Raw genomic sequence first — 15,933 nt, forward strand, 5'->3', positions numbered from 1 at the left:
CCGCAACCGGCCACAGCAAACGGGACGCCTCAGCCCCGCATATCGTCCAAAAACTGCGCCACGGCAGCTGGATCAACATTTCGTTCAATGAAGGCCTGGCCGATGCCGCGGGTCAGGATAAAGGTCAAAGCGCCGCGTGAGACCTTTTTGTCCTGCGCGATCGCGGCCATCAGTGTTTCGGTGGAGCCGACGCCCCCGGCGATATCGGCCAAGCGCGTCGGCAGGCCCGCGGACTGCAGATGCGCCTGTACCCGGCCGGTGTCCTGCGACGGCGCGAGGCCCAAACGGGCAGAAAAGGCGTGCGCCAACACCATGCCGATGGCGACCCCTTCGCCATGCAGCAGCCGATCGCCAAAGCCGGTGTCCTTTTCCAGCGCATGGCCGAACGTGTGCCCCAGATTGAGCAGCGCCCGAACGGCCTGCTCGCGCTCGTCCTCGATGACGACGCGGGCCTTGTGCCGGCAGCAGCGCGCGATAGCTTCACCCCGGGCCGCTCCGCCGGCGAAAATTTCGGCGCGGTTGGCTTCGAGCCAGAAAAAGAAGTCTTCGTCGTCGATCAGCCCGTATTTGACGACTTCCGCATAACCGGCGGCAAATTGCCGGGGCGCGAGGGTATCGAGGGTGGAGAGATCGGCGAGCACCAGGCGAGGCTGATGAAAGGCGCCGATCAGGTTCTTGCCGTGGGGCGAATTGATCCCGGTCTTGCCCCCGACCGAGCTATCGACCTGGGCGAGGAGCGAAGTGGGCATCTGGATCAAGTCCATGCCGCGTCGGGCGATGGAGGCGGCAAAGCCCGCGAGATCCCCGATCACCCCGCCGCCAAGGGCGATCACCGCATCGCCCCGCTCGAGCCGGGCGGCAAGAATGGCTTCGGTGACATATTGGAGCTGAGTCCAGGATTTGCTGCCCTCGCCCGCCGGCACGATGATGGGGGTGTGAAGGAGACCCGCTGCATCAAGGCTGCGCTGCAGGCGCGGCAGCTGCGCCTGGGCGACCGTGGCGTCGGTGACGATACCAAAGCGGCGCCCGGCAAAACGCTCGGCGAGAATGGCGCCGGCATCCTCGAGCAGGCGATCCCCGATCAGGATATCATAGGCACGCTCGCCCAGGGCGACATGAACGGTATGGGCGATGGCGGGCATGGCTATGGCTTTTCCTGCAGATAGGCGAGCACGGCTTCCACGAGGTCGCTGGCTACGGTTTCCTGGGGCACATCGCGCGATACCACGGTCACATCGGCCTCGGCATAGATGGGGTAGCGCTCCTCGACGAGCCGCTCCAATGTTTCACGTGGATTGGCGGTTTGCAGCAGCGGGCGGTTGGAGCGGCGCGACACGCGCTGGAACAACAGGTCCGTATCGGCCTTGATCCAGACCGAAACCGCTTCGCTTTTGAGCACGGCCCGGGTTTCGGGATGCACAAAAGCCCCACCGCCCGTGGCCAGCACCAGGTCGGGATGCTTGAGCACCCGGGAAATCACCCTGGTTTCCCCGGCGCGAAATTCGGCTTCCCCGCGTTGGGCAAAAATCTCGGGGATGCTCATTTGCGCGGCTTTTTCGATTTCCTCGTCGCTATCGAGGAACTGGCGGCCCATGCGATTGGCGAGGCGCCGGCCGACAGTGGTCTTGCCTGCGCCCATCATGCCTACGAGAGCCAGGGGCCTGCCATCCAGCAGCTCGACAAGAAGTTGGGCTTGGGCCTGCCGGTTGGCCGCAGTGGATCGGGACAAAAGGGGCTCCCCATGTGGTGGTCGCTATCAAGCGGGCGAGACGGCCGCTGTCAAGAAGCGAGCAACGCTCCCAACCAGATCGAAAGCATTTGCCGGTATTTTCATGTACTGTGCCCGCGCCCAGAACAGATTCCGGACAACCATGCCCACCCTGATCCGCCTCCTTGTTACCCTGCTCATCCTGGTTGGCCTTGCTTATGCAGGCATGTTCGCGCTGGTCCTCAGCGTCAAGCCGGCACCCAAGGAAACCACGATCCGCATTCCCACCAATGAGCTGCTGGGCGAAAGCGCGCCCGGCCTGCCGGGGCAAACCCGCGCACCAGCTCCCGCCCCAGCCGCCGAGCCCGCCCCTGCTGCACCGGCGGATGCTGCACCGGCCGAGGCTGCACCGGCCGAGGCCCCGGCCAGCCCATGAGCGGCACCCATCTGATCGGCGCGTTTCTCGAAATGATGAGCGCCGAGCGGGGCGCGGCACCAAACACGATCGATGCCTATCGGCGCGACCTGTCCGACTATGCCGGCTTTCTGGCCGGCAAGGGCAAGACGCTGCTGACGGGGGAGCGCGAAGAAGTCGCCGCTTATCTCGATCATCTCAAGCAAAGTGGGCTGTCGGCGTCCTCGAGCGCACGGCGCCTATCGGCCATTCGCCAGTTCCACCGCTTCTTGTGCGCCGACAATCTGCGGGCCGACGACCCCACCCGCATTATCGCCAGCCCCAAAAGCCGGCGCGCCCTGCCCAAAGTGCTGTCGATCGCCGAGATCGACAAGCTTCTGACCTTGGCTGAAGCGGAAGCCAACACCGAGGCGTCCGCGCCCAAGCAGGCCGCGGCCCTGCGGCTTTATGTGCTGCTGGAGCTGCTTTACGCCACCGGCATGCGCGTGAGCGAACTGGTGAGTTTGAAGCGCGCGGCGGTGATGCGCGACGCCAGCTTTTTGACCGTGCGCGGCAAGGGCAACAAGGAGCGCGTCGTGCCGCTCAATGATCGCGCACGCGATGCGATCAAGGCTTACCTCAAGACCATTGAGCCGGGCGTGTTCCTGTTTCCTGCGAGCGGCGCCGAGGGATATTTGTCGCGCCAGGTGTTCGCGCGCGATCTCAAGGGGCTGGCAGCGCGGGCCGGGATCAGCGCCAGCCGGGTAGCGCCCCATGTGCTGCGGCACGCCTTTGCCAGCCATCTGCTGGCGGGTGGCGCCGATCTGCGCGTGGTGCAGATGCTGCTGGGCCATGCCGATATTTCAACCACCCAGATCTATACCCATGTGCTGGACGAAAAACTGCGCCATCTGGTGGAAACCCACCACCCAATGGCAGACGGATCGTAAACCTTTCACGGCGTTCCGAGCGGCCCCCTGCTGCGAAGGCGCTTGACTCAGACAGACGCCCTCGCCACTTTCCGGCCACTTTGGGGCGCAACAGCAGCGGCCCATTGGCATGGGTCAAAGATTGACCCCTAACGGGCAGGTTGGATGCAGACTTATCTCGATTTTGAAAAGCCGGTCGCCGACCTCGAGGCAAAGATTGCCGAACTCAAGAATTTGGCAGCGGGCGATCAGGCCGTTTCCATCGACGAGGAAGTGTCGCGCCTGTCGGCTCGCGCCGAAGAAGCGCTGCTCGACATCTACAAGCGCCTGACGCCCTGGCAAAAAACGCAGATCGCGCGCCACCCGCAGCGTCCGCATTTTTCCGATTATACCCGCAGCCTCATCACCGAATGGACCCCGCTGGCGGGCGACCGCAAGTTCGCCGAGGATCCCGCGATCCAGGCCGGGTTCGGGCGCTTCAACGGCCAGCCCGTTGCGGTCATGGGCCAGGAAAAGGGCAACTCCACCGATAGCCGCATCAAGCACAATTTCGGCATGGCGCGCCCTGAAGGCTATCGCAAGGCCGTGCGCATCATGGAAATGGCTGACCGGTTCAACATTCCGCTGATTTCGTTCGTGGATACGGCCGGCGCTTATCCCGGCATCGGCGCCGAGGAACGCGGGCAAGCCGAGGCCATTGCCCGCTCCACCGAAAAATCGCTCGAACTGGGCGTGCCCAACCTCGCCATCATCATCGGTGAAGGCGGCTCGGGCGGGGCCATCGCCATCGCCACGGCCAACCGGGTGCTGATGCTCGAGCATTCGATTTATTCGGTGATCTCGCCGGAAGGGGGCGCTTCGATCCTGTGGCGCGATGCCGCCAAGGCGCAGGACGCGGCCACCAATATGAAGATCACCGCGACGGATCTGTTGGGCTTTGGCGTGATCGACGCCATCGTTCCTGAACCGGCGGGCGGCGCGCACCGCAACCCGGCGGCAGTGATGGATGCGACCCGCACCGCCATCAGCACTTTCCTCAATGATTTCAGCGGTCGCAGCCGTTTGGAAGTGCGCGAACACCGGCGCGAAAAGTTCCTCGCCATCGGCACCGCCCTGTAAGGGGACGATCACGCCGACTTGACCGCAGAGGGCCCCTGTTCGGGCCCTTTGCCGGCGTGGTAAGAACGGGTTAACCATGATTTCTTACCGCGCGGTAACCAAGCAGGCCTAAGGCTAGCCCCGTGTTCCGCTGTATGGGCTGCCTGCTGTGACCGCCAATTTTCTGCGCAAATTCTGCTCCGTCGTGGTGCTGCTCTGGGTGGGTCTCGCGCTCGCCGGCTGCGGCTTCATCAAGGGCGACAACCGCCACAACCAGCCCCTCGCTGCTGCCACCGTCACCGCGCTACGCGCCATAGGCTCCTCGCCCGGCGAAGCCATGGTGGTGCGCATCTTCAAGCAGGAACGTACGCTCGAGGTGTGGAAGCGCACCAATACCGGCCAGTTCGCCTTGTTCAAAAGCTACGAGATCTGCACCTATTCGGGCGATCTGGGGCCCAAGTTCAAGGAAGGCGACCGCCAAAGCCCCGAAGGCTTCTATACGGTCACGCCCGGCCAGATGAACCCGAAATCGGCCTACTACCTTGCGTTCAATACCGGCTTTCCCAACAAGTTCGACCGCGCGCTTGGGCGTAGCGGCTCCAATCTGATGGTGCATGGCGATTGCAAGTCGGTGGGCTGCTACGCCATGACCGATGGCAACATGGCCGAGATCTATGCCCTGGCGCGCGAAAGCTTCAAGGGCGGCAATCCCGCCTTCCAGGTGCAGATCTTCCCGTTCAAGATGACGGCGGCCAACCTGGCCAAGCAGGCCACCAACCAGCACCTGCCCTTCTGGAAGAACATCAAGGAAGGCTATGACTTCTTTGAGTTCAACAAGACGCCCCCATCCTGGGATGTGTGCGAACAGCGCTATGTGTTCAATGCCATGACCAGCGGCCCGCTCGATCCGCTCGGCCCCTGCCCGGTGCTCACCACCCACCCCACCCTGGTGGCCGAACAGCAGGCGGCCGACGCCAAGATCAATGATGCGCTGGCGCTGATCGACAAGCAAGCCGCCGAAAAAGCCGCCATTGCGGCGCGCGGCGAGGCCATTGGCGGCGCCGTGACCGGCTTTTTCGGCGGGGTCGGCAGTGTGCTGGGCGGCGGGGCGGCACCGGCCCAGCCGGCGATTTCGGGCGCTGCGGCACCAGCTCCGCTGACCAAGCCCGCCGGCGTCTAGGCCCCGGCGGGAGCGTGACGCTCCCGTCATGTTTTGGGCACGCTCTTGGCGCATGCCCCGAAGCGATGGGCCACGAAGGATAAGTTACTTGCACGACGATGTTGCCACCCCCGAGCCCGCCGAGCGGCCCCTGCCGCCGGTCCCCGCGCGCCAACGCTTTGGCGGGGAGCGCCTGCTGAGCTTTGTGGCAGGCCTTGTGGCCGTGGGCGCCATCGCCGCCTCCGCCTGGGTTTACACCGATACCCAGCGCGACATCAGGCGCATGTCGAGCGACATCGCCCAGATCCGGGTGAGCCTGGAGCTCTTCAACCAGCAACTGGCCAGCCCGCCGGCGGCTGCAGCAGCCTCGGGGGAAGACCCCTTGGTTGAACTGTCCAACCGGCTGGCGATCCTGGAAGAAGACTGGCGCAACCAAAGCGCGAACACGCCTCCGGCTGGCGCCCTGCCGCCGCTGCCCGACGCCGCGCCCGCCGCCGCCACTGCTGCCTCAGGGGGCGATTGCATGCCCGCGGGCACGCGCTTTTTGGTCACGGGCGGGGACAACTACCCCATTTGCGGCAATGGCGCCGAGGTCAATGTTGCCGCCGTGGAAGCGGGCTATGTGGCGCTGGCGGACGGCACCACCATTCCCAATGGCGGCAATGCCCTGTTGCGCGGCACCACCTGCACCGTCGCGGTGGTGTCCTCGGGCGCCGGTGGCATGACCGGCTACGCCGAATTGCGCGTCAACTGCTGAACTCAGGCTCGGCACGGGTAAAGTCGACGCCGCGAAAGCAGGCTTCGATATTGTTGCCATCGGGATCGAGCACAAAGGCGCCGTAATATTCCCCTGCGCCCTGGCGTGGACCGGGCGGGCCGTGGTCGGTACCGCCGGCGGCAAGGGCCGCGCGATAAAACGCATCCACCATTGCGGGGCTGCGCGCGCGGAAGGCAAAATGCATCTGGTTGAGCCCGGGGCGCGAGCCCTCGGCCCAGTATGACGGCCGGCTGGTGCCGATCCAGAGATAGGGAATGGGCTCCTGCGCGCTCTTGCCGAGCAGGAACGCATTGGGGCCGTTGTCGATGGTGCCCAGCTCAAGCGCCCGGGCGATCGCATCATAAAAGCGCCTGCTGCGGGCAAGGTCGGCAACAACAAAGCCGGAATGGTCGAGCATGGCAAACACTCCTGAGGCTGACAGGCGCGCAAACGCGGTTTTTCGACCGAAGTTCCGGGGATGTGGTGGATGTCTCGGCCCGAGGGCCCCGGCTTCGCATGTGCAGAGAAGCCTGAACCCCCACCCTTGATCCCTCCCCTCAAGGGGGAGGGTGTCGACTGCGGGGGCGGTGCGAGGGTTGAGCGGCCTTTCTGGTGCATGACCCGACGACCCCCTCCCCGGCCCTCCCCTCAAGGGGGAGGGAGGGCGAGAGCCGAGGGGGTGAACTCCGATGGCCCTCTCCACAGATGCATCAGTGTCTTGCCAGTGTAACAACATTACGTTACGTGCGTTATGTTGTAACAGAACAGGAGATAGCGCATGCGTCCATTTTCATTTCTGCTGGCGGGACTGCTGGCTACCGTTTCGTTGCCGGTGCTGGCACAGACCGAGAGCCATTGGCGCTTGTTTGTGGCCGACCATGCCGAACCGAAAATCGCGGTGATCGATATGGCCGATGGCGAAGTGCTGGCAAACTTCGCGGTTGAGGGACCGGCAAGCCTTTATGCCACCGGCAGCAAGGCCGGCGTGTTTGCGGTGCAGGGCAGCGCCGACAGAGTTGCCGCGATCCGCAGCGGCATTGCCCTTGAGGACCATGGTGACCATGGCGACATCGCGGTGGAAGCCCCGGCGCTGGTGCAAGCGCGGGTGACCGGCGACAAGCCGTCCCACTTCGTGGAGCATCACGGCCAGATCGCCCTCTTTTTTGACGAAGAGGGTATGGTGCGCGTGCTCGATGAAGGCGCCTGGCTGGACGGAAAGCCGCAGGCCCGGGAATACAAGGTTGCGGCGCCCCATCACGGGTTGGCCGTGCAGATGGGGGATTATCTGCTGGTCTCTGCCTCCAACCCCGACGATCCCGACAAGCGGCGGACGGGCCTGCTGGTCGTCGATGGGCAAGGCAGCCAAGTGGGTGAGCTACACGACTGCCCCGACCTGCACGGCGAAGCAACATCAGGGAATCTGCTGGCTGTTGGCTGTGCAACGGGCCTGTTGATCGCCAAGGACGCCGCAACGGGGCCAGTGGTCGAGTTCCTGCCCTATAGCGATGCTCTGCCCGAAGGCAAAGCCACTACGCTGCTTGGGGGTGTCGGCCTGCAGTATTTCCTCGGCAATTATGGTGCCGACCAGGTGGTGCTGATCGATCCCAGTGCCGGTGAGGATGCTTTCCGCCTCGTGGACCTGCCGACCCGCCGCGTGCATTTTGCCGTCAATCCAGGCACGCCCAAATTCGCCTATATCTTCACCGAAGACGGGCAGCTGCGCGAACTGGACGTGGTATCGGGCGAGCTGACGCGGTCGCTGCAGCTGACTGAGCCATATTCCATGGATGGGGAATGGGATCTGCCGCGCCCGCGCATTGCCGTGGCAGGCGGTGAAATCGCGGTGACCGATCCGCTGGCCGGCAGCATCCATGTCGTGGATGCCGAGAGCTTCACGCTTGAGCTCGATATCGAGCTCGAAGGGGCACCGTTCAACATCGTGGCGGTGGGCGGTTCAGGCCACACCCACTAGGGCCGACGCAGACGCCGTGAACGAAAAAGGCCCGGACTTGCGTCCGGGCCTTTGGCTTAGAAAGCGCCGTGGCAGTGTTTGAATTTCTTGCCCGAACCGCAGGGGCAAGGGGCATTGCGGGAGACGCCGACCATGAGGGCGGGGTCGAGGGGCTTGAGCGAGGGATCCTCGCCGGTGGCCCCGAGGGAATCATCAAAGGTGTCGTCGCCATCGGCGTCGTTTTCGCCGGTCAGCGGATCGATATGGGTTTCGCGCAAGCCACTCAGATCAGGCGCCGAGACGGGCGGGCGGATCTGCAGCTCGACATGGGAAAGCTGGGTGGTCACCAGTTCGCGCAGATTGGTCAGGAGCGCCTGGAACAGCTCATAGGCTTCCTGCTTGTATTCGTTGAGCGGATCGCGCTGGGCCATGCCGCGCCAGCCCACGACCTTGGAGAGGTGATCGAGGGTGACGAGGTGCTCGCGCCAGAGCCCATCGATGGACTGCAGCAGAATGGACTTTTCGACCTGCCGCATCACGGTCGGATTGGGGGTGCCGGCCGCTTCCATGGCTTCGAGCGTGCGCTGCTCCTTGGCGTCAAAGAAGTCGTCGGCAGCCTTGATCAGGCGCTCGGTGACCGTTTCGGCGTCGATGCCTTCTTCCTCGGCCCATTGGGCGATCGGTGCATCGATGTTGAGATAGGTCTTGGCCGCGGCGGTCAGCTGCTCGACATTCCACTGCTCGGGATAGGAGCGCGGGGGAATGGCCTTGGCGACAATGGCTTCCACCACATCGTGGCGCATGTCGCGCACGGTATCGCTGACATCCTCGGCATCCATCATCTCGAGACGCTGCTCGAAGATCACCTTGCGCTGATCATTCATCACGTCGTCATATTTGAGAATGTTCTTGCGGATGTCGAAGTTGCGCGCTTCGACCTTGCCCTGGGCACGCTCGATGGCCTTGGTGACCCAGGGATGGGTGATGCTTTCGCCCTGTTCGAGCCCGAGCTTGCCCAGCATGGAATCCATGGAATCCACCGGGAAGATGCGCATCAGATCGTCCTGCAGCGACAGGAAGAAGGCGGAATGGCCAGGGTCGCCCTGACGGCCCGAACGGCCGCGCAGCTGGTTGTCGATGCGGCGCGACTCGTGGCGCTCGGTGCCGATCACCATGAGCCCGCCCGCGGCAATGGCTTTGGCCTTGTCTTCGGCGATCTTGGCCTTGATCTCGGCGATCTTGGCTTCGCGCTCGGCCCCTTCGAGACCCTCGGCTTCCTTTTCGATGCGCATTTCCAGGTTGCCGCCGAGCTGGATGTCGGTGCCGCGGCCCGCCATATTGGTGGCAATGGTGATGGCGCCGGGCATGCCGGCATCGGCCACGATCTGAGCTTCCTGCTCGTGGTGGCGCGCGTTCAGCACGTTCATGGCGCCGACATTTTTCTGGCGCAGCAGTTCGGCCAGCATTTCCGATTTTTCGATCGAGGTCGTGCCCACGAGGACGGGCTGGCCGCGCTCCTGGCACTGCTTGATCATATCGGCAATGGCGTCGAACTTTTCGGCCGCGGTGCGATAAATGGCGTCTTCGTCGTCCTGGCGCTGCACCGGCAGATTGGTGGGGACGGTCACCACATCGAGCTTGTAGATATCAGCGAATTCTTCCGCTTCGGTGGCGGCCGTACCGGTCATGCCGGCGAGCTTTTCGTACAGGCGGAAATAGTTCTGGAAGGTGATCGAGGCCAGGGTCTGGTTTTCCGGCTGGATCTTGACGTGTTCCTTGGCTTCGAGCGCCTGGTGCAGGCCTTCCGAATACCGCCGGCCAGGCATCATGCGGCCCGAGAACTCGTCGATGATGACGACTTCATCATTGCGAACGATGTAGTCCTTGTCCTTGCGGAAGAGCTTGTGCGCGCGCAGGGCCGAGTTGGCGTGGTGCACCAGGGCGACGTTTTCCACGTCGTAAAGAGATTCAGATTTCAGCAGTCCGACTTCAGCCAACCGGGCTTCGAGCTTTTCGATGCCGGCATCGGTGAAGGTGGCGGAGCGCTGCTTTTCGTCGAGCTCGAAATCGTCCTCCCCGATCAGCTCCATCATCTCGTCGATCTGGACGTAGAGATTGGAGCGGTCTTCGGAGGGACCCGAGATGATGAGCGGGGTGCGCGCCTCATCGATCAGGATGGAGTCCACTTCGTCGACGATCCCATAGGCATGGCCGCGCTGCACCATCTGGGCGCGCGTATATTTCATGTTGTCGCGCAGGTAATCGAAGCCAAATTCGTTGTTGGTGCCGTAGGTGATGTCGGCGGCATAAGCGGCCTTGCGCTCGGCATCGGTCAGGCCATGCACGATAATGCCGTAGGAGAGACCAAGGAAATTGTAGATCTGGCCCATCCAGGCGGCGTCGCGGCGGGCAAGGTAGTCGTTGACCGTGACCACATGCACGCCCCGGCCGGTCAGCGCATTGAGGTAGACGGGAAGCGTTGCCACCAGCGTCTTGCCTTCACCGGTGCGCATTTCGGCGATGGAGCGGTCATTGAGCACCATGCCGCCGATCAGCTGCACATCGAAGTGGCGCATGCCGAGCACGCGCTTGGAGGCTTCGCGCACGGTAGCAAAGGCGGGCACGATCAGGTCATCGAGATCGGCGCCATTCTGGAGCTGGGTCTTGAACTGCTCGGTGCGCGCGCGCAGCGCCTCATCGGAAAGTCCCGCCAGTTCGGATTCCAGTGCATTGATGGCAGCGACATTGGGATGAAACCGCTTCACATGCCGATCGGACGCGGTACCGAAAAGCCGCCGGGCAAGTGCAGCAAGAGCCATCTAGATCGTCCTTTGTTTGATCATCGTGGCGCGAAGGGCCGTTTGCGGTCCGCGCAGGGGCAAGAAGATCATCTTTTGCCTCTATAGCACGATGTGGAGCCAGCTGGCCCCGAGGGTTTCGCGCATGCGTCATCAGCCATTCTGGCCACCGAAAGCATGCCGTAAAATGCGGCTGAGATGTAAGAGCGCCCCCTTGCCTTGTCAACTTCGGCGAAATCGGCCACATCTGCGCGCGGCTCAGTAAAAACGGGTCCGTCATGGAGCCTTAACCATCCCCGACGCTTCCCCCTTGGGCGGCACATTTTGGCCGCTAAGCCATGACAGGCAGGCGCGCGCCTGATCGGGGCGCCCCCATTGCCGACCACCAGCGGCCATGCCCATGGCATGCGCCCGTCAAGGAGAACCACGCTATGCTGTTTTCATCCAAGCGCCTCGGGCGCACCGTAAGTGCCTTGGCGCTGGTTCTGGCCGCGGGGCTGCCCGCCCTGGCCCAGGACGCGGCTCCCGCGGCTCCAACGACCGAGACTGCCCCCGCTGCCGAGCCGGCTACCCCGGCCCCTGACGCGGTTGTCGCAACAGTGGGTGGCGAGCCCATCACCGAGGCTGACCTCAGCTTTGCGGCCGAGGACCTGACCCAGGAACTGAGCCAGATGCCTCCCGAACAGCGCAAGGCCTTCCTGCTGCGCGTGCTGATTGACATGAAAGTGATGGCCGGCGCCGCCAAGGAAGCGGGCATGGACGCCACGCCCCTGTTCCAGCAGCGGCTGGATTACCTGGAAGAGCGCGCCCTGCGCCGCGCTTATTTTGCCGATGTGATCGCGGCGGCCGTGACCGAAGAAGCTGTGCGGGCCGAATACGACAAATATGTCGCGGAGTTCGAGCCGGCCGACGAGATCCATGCCAGCCACATCCTGGTGCAGACCGAAGACGAGGCCAAGGCGGTCAAGGCCGAGCTCGATGGCGGCGCCGATTTTGCTGAAGTGGCCAAGGAAAAGTCGATCGACCCCGGTGCAGCCAATGGCGGCGATCTCGGCTTTTTCAGCGCCGGCATGATGGTGCCGCAGTTCGAAGAGGCGGCCTTTGCCCTGACCGAGCCCGGCCAGATCAGCGATCCCGTGCAGTCCCAGTTCGGCTGGCACGTCATCCGGCTGGAGGAAAAGCGCAAGTCGAGCCCCGCGCCCATCGAGCAGGTCGCCGGCCAGTTGCAGCAGCAGCTGCTGATGAACGCGTTTGATGCCGAAGTCGCCAAGCTGATGGAAGGCGTCGAGATCGAGATTCCCGATCCCGCGCTGGCCGCAGCTGTCGAAGCCCAGACCGAGCCGGCGGAAGCTGCAGAAGCTGCCGAAGCGGGCGAAGAGGAAGCTGCTCCGGAAGCCGCACCAGAAGCTGCCCCCGCGCAGTAAGCAACCAATCAGGCGCCGGGGGCGAGCAGCCCCCGGACCATCTGCCGGGCCAGTTTGGCCAATTGCTCGGGGTCGCATTCGACCCGACCCGTCAGCAGCCGGTGCCACACAAAGCCGGCCAGCGCATCGGCGGCAAGGCCCACATCGGTATCGGCCGCGAGCTCGCCCCGCGCCACGCCCCGCTCGAAAATCGCCCCAGTCTGGATCCGCCGCTGCGCCGCATAAGCGCGTAGCGACTGCGCGGCCTGTTCGTCGCGCTGGGCTTCCGCGATCACGAAGCGAAACACATTGCCCGCGCCGGTTTCCCCCCAATGGGTGAAGATACCGGTGAGGAATGCCAGCACATCTCCTTCGGTGCTGCCGGTATCGGTATGCACCGCCGCCGGCTTGTGGCGGTGATAAACATCAAGCAGCAGCGCGGTTTTGCCGGGCCACCACTTGTAGATGGTGGGCTTGCCGGCCCGGGCGCGCTTGGCCACCGCTTCGATGGAAAAGCCGGCGATCCCCTCTTCGGCCATGATGGCTTCGGCCGCCTCAAGGATCGCTTGTTCGGTTTCCGGATTGCGCCGGGCACCGATGGAGCGGCGTCGATCATCGGCCTCGTCTGCTGGGGAAATGCTCATGACGCTAATATGAGCCAGCTCAACCATAAAGAAAAGACTTGATCGAAACGGCGCGTTTCATTATAGAACGAAACGTACCGTTCTGTTGGAGCAGACAAATGCCTTCTTCCCTCGCTTCGCGCCTGCGCATGGCGCTGGTCATGACGCCGGCGGTTTATCCCATCGTCACGCTTTATCTTTACCTGCTGACGCCCCTCACCGTTGGCTGGGACATCTGGCAGCGCAGCCTCGTGCTCGTGCCATTCATGGCCAGCACGATCGTGCTTGTGGTCGTGCCTTTGATCGGCCGGCATTTCGGCGGTTTTATTGCCGGCAGGAAGCGGGCCGCCAGCTAAGGCGGGAAAACCGGCGGGGACGGCGGGCTACCGCGGCCCGGCCGTCTTGCGAATGGGCCATGTTTGAGGCACACCCGGAGCCAGCTTTCCTTGTTCAAAGGCGTTTAGGCATGGCCCATCCGGTTTCCCCGCTTGCCCCTCAATCCTATCCGGAACTGCCGGCCGTCGCCGGAGTGCGCTTTGCCACCGCCGAAGCGGGCATCAAGTACAAGAACCGCACCGATGTGCTGCTGGTGAGCCTTGCCGAGGGGACGACCGTTGCCGGCGTGGTCACGCGTTCGCTGTGCTCGTCAGCGGCGGTGGATTGGTGCAAGGCCAATCTGCCGGCGGGTGTGGCGCGCGGGCTTGTGGTCAATTCAGGCAATGCCAATGCCTTCACCGGCGCCAAGGGGCGCGACAGCGTGGCAGCGACTGCTGATTTTGCCGCCAAGGCATTGGGCTGCGCCCCAAGCGAAGTCTTCCTGGCGTCCACGGGCGTTATCGGCGAGCCGCTCGATCCCAGCAAGTTTGCTGGGGTGCTCGAGGATGCAGCCACCCGGCTGGGCGAGACGCCCTGGATGGAGCCGGCCAAGGCCATCATGACCACCGACACCTTCCCCAAGCTTGCGGGTGCAACGCTCGACCTTGACGGCAGCGCGATCACCATCAACGGCATTGCCAAGGGCTCGGGCATGATCGCGCCTGACATGGCGACGATGCTGAGCTTTGTGTTCACCGACGCGCCGATCGCCGCCGATGTGCTGCAGGCGCTGCTGAGCCAGCATGTGCGCACCACCTTCAATGCCGTAACGGTCGACAGCGATACCTCCACTTCCGACACGCTGCTGGTATTCGCAACGGGACAGGTACCCGGCGTCGAGCCGATCACCAGCCTCGAGGACCCGCGCGCCGAGATCTTCGGCACCGCCCTGCATGACGTGCTGTTCGACCTGGCCATCCAGGTGGTCCGCGACGGCGAAGGGGCTACCAAGCAGGTGAGCGTGCATGTGCAAGGCGCCACCAGCGACGAGAGCGCATTTCGGATCGCCAAGTCCATTGCCGATAGCCCGCTGGTCAAGACGGCGATTGCCGGCGAGGACGCCAATTGGGGTCGCGTCGTGATGGCGGTGGGCAAGGCCGGCGAGCCGGCTGACCGCGACAAGCTGTCGATCCGCTTTGGCGACTTGGTGGTCGCCCAGGCCGGGGAACGCGCGGCGGTCTACGACGAAGCCGCGACCTCCGCTTACATGAAGGGGACCGAGCTGGAAGTGACCGTCGATATCGGGCTCGGCCAGGGACGCGCCACGGTTTACACCTGCGACCTGACCCATGGCTATATCGACATCAATGGCAGCTATCGGAGCTGAAATGGTGCTGCCCGGCGTCCTCGAACTGGAAGAGGCCGGGCTGCAGGCCTGGCCGGGTGTGGAAACCGAATATGACGGCGGCTGGATCCGGCGCGCCGCAAATGGCTTCACCAAGCGCGCCAATTCGGTGCAATGCCTTGACCCCGCAGATGGGACAAACGCCGTGGGGCGGGTTGCAGCGAGCCGCGCCTGGCTCGAACAACGGGGCTTGCCCCCCGTGTTCCGGCTGACGCCGCTGGCGAGCCCTGAGCTTATTGCCGCGCTCGATGCCGGTGGGTGGCGCAGCATCGAGCTGTCCCATGTTTATGCGGCAAGGCTCGGCGCGGTGACGCCTGACAAGCGGGCGCAAGCGACCGACCCGCTCGACCCGGCCTTTCTCGCAGCCCAGGCCCGGCTCCAACCCTATGATGGGCCAACAACCGACAAGTTCATCGCCCTCCTCAAGGCGATGCGCGTGCCCGCCCGGGGCGTCGTGGTTTATGCCGGCAATGGCGAGCCTGCAGCTTCGGCCTTGTTCGCGCTGGCCGGCGATATTGTTGTTGCGGGCAATGTCGTCACCGACCCCGGGCAGCGGCGGCAGGGCTTTGGCCAGGCGGCGATGCAAAGCGGGCTTTATTGGGCCCAACATGCCGGCGCCACGATCGCGGCGCTCAATGTTGCGGGCGACAACCTGGCCGCCAAGGCACTCTACCAGCGCCTCGGCTTTGCGCACCAATATGATTACACCTACCGGATTGTTCCCAGCCCATGAGCGCATACCCCACACTGCTTGTTGTTGCCTGTGCGCTGGTGGATGCGGACCGGCGGGTGCTGATCGCCCAGCGGCCCGAGGGCAAGTCGCTGGCGGGGCTGTGGGAGTTTCCGGGCGGCAAGGTCGAGCCGGGCGAATCACCCGAAGCCGCCCTGATCCGCGAGCTGGAAGAGGAGCTTGGCGTATCCACCAAAACCGCCTGTCTCGCGCCGCTGAGCTTTGCCAGCCACCCTTACGAAACTTTTCACCTGTTGATGCCACTTTATGTGTGCCGGAAATGGCAGGGCCAGCCGCAGGCCAAGGAACATGCCGCTCTTAAATGGGTGCGCCCGCAGGCCCTGCGCGATTATCCCATGCCCCCGGCCGACGAGCCATTGATCGCCGCCCTGTGCGATCTGCTCTAGGGAGCAAGGAGGCGCAGCGCCGATGCCGACCCGGATAGTTCATCGGTTTTTCGCCGAGGAGCGCGGCGCCACCGCCATCGAATATGGCCTGATTGCCGCCCTGATTGCAGTGGCCCTGATCACGAGCCTCGTGGCGCTGGGCGACAATGTCACTGTCTTGTTCGGCGACGGGGTCGGCGGGGCGTCCCGCGCGATCGAGGACGCCATGGAGAGGACGCGCTGACGCCAACGGCGCGGCATCAGCCCCGACGGGGGC

16 protein-coding genes and 1 pseudogene are annotated in these 15,933 nt (G+C 64.1%); 12 read left to right on the forward strand and 5 right to left on the reverse strand.

The genetic code is table 11. From position 1 onward, the window contains the following. Positions 1-29: 29 nt before the first annotated feature. Both aroB and HRU92_RS12495 read right to left on the reverse strand, forming a co-directional pair. Positions 30-1,142, reverse strand: coding sequence for a 3-dehydroquinate synthase (aroB, locus tag HRU92_RS12490; RefSeq protein WP_172125691.1), 1,113 nt, complete (start codon positions 1,140-1,142; stop codon positions 30-32). Between the two features lie 2 nt (positions 1,143-1,144). Beyond that, complete coding sequence (locus HRU92_RS12495) at positions 1,145-1,729, reverse strand: shikimate kinase (protein WP_172125689.1); 585 nt, start codon at positions 1,727-1,729, stop codon at positions 1,145-1,147. Between the two features lie 142 nt (positions 1,730-1,871). Here HRU92_RS12495 and HRU92_RS12500 point away from each other — a divergent pair. The 5 genes and pseudogenes from HRU92_RS12500 to HRU92_RS12520 form a co-directional block, all read left to right on the forward strand. Further along, a pseudogene (locus tag HRU92_RS12500) lies at positions 1,872-2,006 on the forward strand (histidine kinase); the annotation flags it as partial. 134 nt (positions 2,007-2,140) lie between these two features. Continuing rightward, entirely contained in the window at positions 2,141-3,052 is a 912-nt protein-coding gene (xerD, locus tag HRU92_RS12505; RefSeq protein WP_127754589.1) for a site-specific tyrosine recombinase XerD, read from the forward strand. A 144-nt stretch (positions 3,053-3,196) separates the two neighbouring features. Beyond that, entirely contained in the window at positions 3,197-4,150 is a 954-nt protein-coding gene (locus HRU92_RS12510) for an acetyl-CoA carboxylase carboxyltransferase subunit alpha (RefSeq protein WP_127754590.1), read from the forward strand. A 148-nt stretch (positions 4,151-4,298) separates the two neighbouring features. After that, entirely contained in the window at positions 4,299-5,309 is a 1,011-nt protein-coding gene (locus tag HRU92_RS20870; RefSeq protein ID WP_206524653.1) for a murein L,D-transpeptidase family protein, read from the forward strand. 88 nt (positions 5,310-5,397) lie between these two features. Beyond that, positions 5,398-6,045 (forward strand): hypothetical protein, encoded by a 648-nt coding sequence (locus HRU92_RS12520; protein WP_172125687.1) that lies wholly within the window; start codon positions 5,398-5,400, stop codon positions 6,043-6,045. Here the strand turns inward: HRU92_RS12520 and HRU92_RS12525 are convergent. After that, complete coding sequence (locus tag HRU92_RS12525; RefSeq protein ID WP_172125685.1) at positions 6,035-6,463, reverse strand: VOC family protein; 429 nt, start codon at positions 6,461-6,463, stop codon at positions 6,035-6,037. The two genes, HRU92_RS12520 and HRU92_RS12525, sit on opposite strands and share 11 nt — an antisense overlap. 360 nt (positions 6,464-6,823) lie before the next feature. Here HRU92_RS12525 and aztD point away from each other — a divergent pair, with 360 nt between their 5' ends. Continuing rightward, positions 6,824-8,017 carry a zinc metallochaperone AztD gene (gene aztD, locus HRU92_RS12530; protein ID WP_172125683.1) on the forward strand — a complete coding sequence of 398 codons (1,194 nt, stop codon included), beginning with the start codon at positions 6,824-6,826 and terminating at the stop codon, positions 8,015-8,017. A gap of 56 nt (positions 8,018-8,073) precedes the next feature. Here the strand turns inward: aztD and secA are convergent, their stop codons facing one another. Beyond that, entirely contained in the window at positions 8,074-10,815 is a 2,742-nt protein-coding gene (gene secA, locus HRU92_RS12535; protein ID WP_127754593.1) for a preprotein translocase subunit SecA, read from the reverse strand. 410 nt (positions 10,816-11,225) lie between these two features. On the opposite strand from secA, the gene HRU92_RS12540 reads away from it, so the two are divergent. Then, complete coding sequence (locus HRU92_RS12540; RefSeq protein WP_172125681.1) at positions 11,226-12,218, forward strand: peptidylprolyl isomerase; 993 nt, start codon at positions 11,226-11,228, stop codon at positions 12,216-12,218. Between the two features lie 8 nt (positions 12,219-12,226). Here HRU92_RS12540 and HRU92_RS12545 read toward each other — a convergent pair whose 3' ends face one another. After that, the gene (locus HRU92_RS12545; RefSeq protein WP_127754595.1) at positions 12,227-12,841 is read right to left on the reverse strand and encodes a TetR/AcrR family transcriptional regulator; all 615 of its coding nucleotides are present in this window, start codon (positions 12,839-12,841) and stop codon (positions 12,227-12,229) included. A gap of 98 nt (positions 12,842-12,939) precedes the next feature. On the opposite strand from HRU92_RS12545, the gene HRU92_RS12550 reads away from it, so the two are divergent. The 5 genes from HRU92_RS12550 to HRU92_RS12570 all read left to right on the forward strand — a co-directional run bounded on the left by HRU92_RS12550 (position 12,940) and on the right by HRU92_RS12570 (position 15,900). Further along, a complete protein-coding gene (locus tag HRU92_RS12550) occupies positions 12,940-13,176 on the forward strand; it encodes a hypothetical protein (RefSeq protein ID WP_172125677.1) in 237 nt (78 codons plus the stop codon). A 110-nt stretch (positions 13,177-13,286) separates the two neighbouring features. Continuing rightward, positions 13,287-14,522, forward strand: a complete 1,236-nt coding sequence (gene argJ, locus HRU92_RS12555; RefSeq protein WP_172125675.1) for a bifunctional glutamate N-acetyltransferase/amino-acid acetyltransferase ArgJ — start codon at positions 13,287-13,289, stop codon at positions 14,520-14,522. Beyond that, positions 14,503-15,273 carry a GNAT family N-acetyltransferase gene (locus HRU92_RS12560; protein WP_172125673.1) on the forward strand — a complete coding sequence of 257 codons (771 nt, stop codon included), beginning with the start codon at positions 14,503-14,505 and terminating at the stop codon, positions 15,271-15,273. The genes argJ and HRU92_RS12560 overlap by 20 nt, the downstream gene beginning before the upstream one ends. Further along, positions 15,270-15,677, forward strand: coding sequence for a (deoxy)nucleoside triphosphate pyrophosphohydrolase (locus HRU92_RS12565; protein ID WP_127754599.1), 408 nt, complete (start codon positions 15,270-15,272; stop codon positions 15,675-15,677). The genes HRU92_RS12560 and HRU92_RS12565 overlap by 4 nt, the downstream gene beginning before the upstream one ends. Before the next feature lie 22 nt (positions 15,678-15,699). Then, on the forward strand, positions 15,700-15,900 hold the full coding sequence (locus HRU92_RS12570; RefSeq protein ID WP_172125671.1) for a Flp family type IVb pilin: 201 nt from the start codon (positions 15,700-15,702) through the stop codon (positions 15,898-15,900). The last annotated feature ends 33 nt before the right edge of the window (positions 15,901-15,933 follow it).

It is taken from the genome of Devosia sp. 1635, assembly GCF_013185955.1.
In the GTDB taxonomy this organism is placed as follows: domain Bacteria; phylum Pseudomonadota; class Alphaproteobacteria; order Rhizobiales; family Devosiaceae; genus Devosia.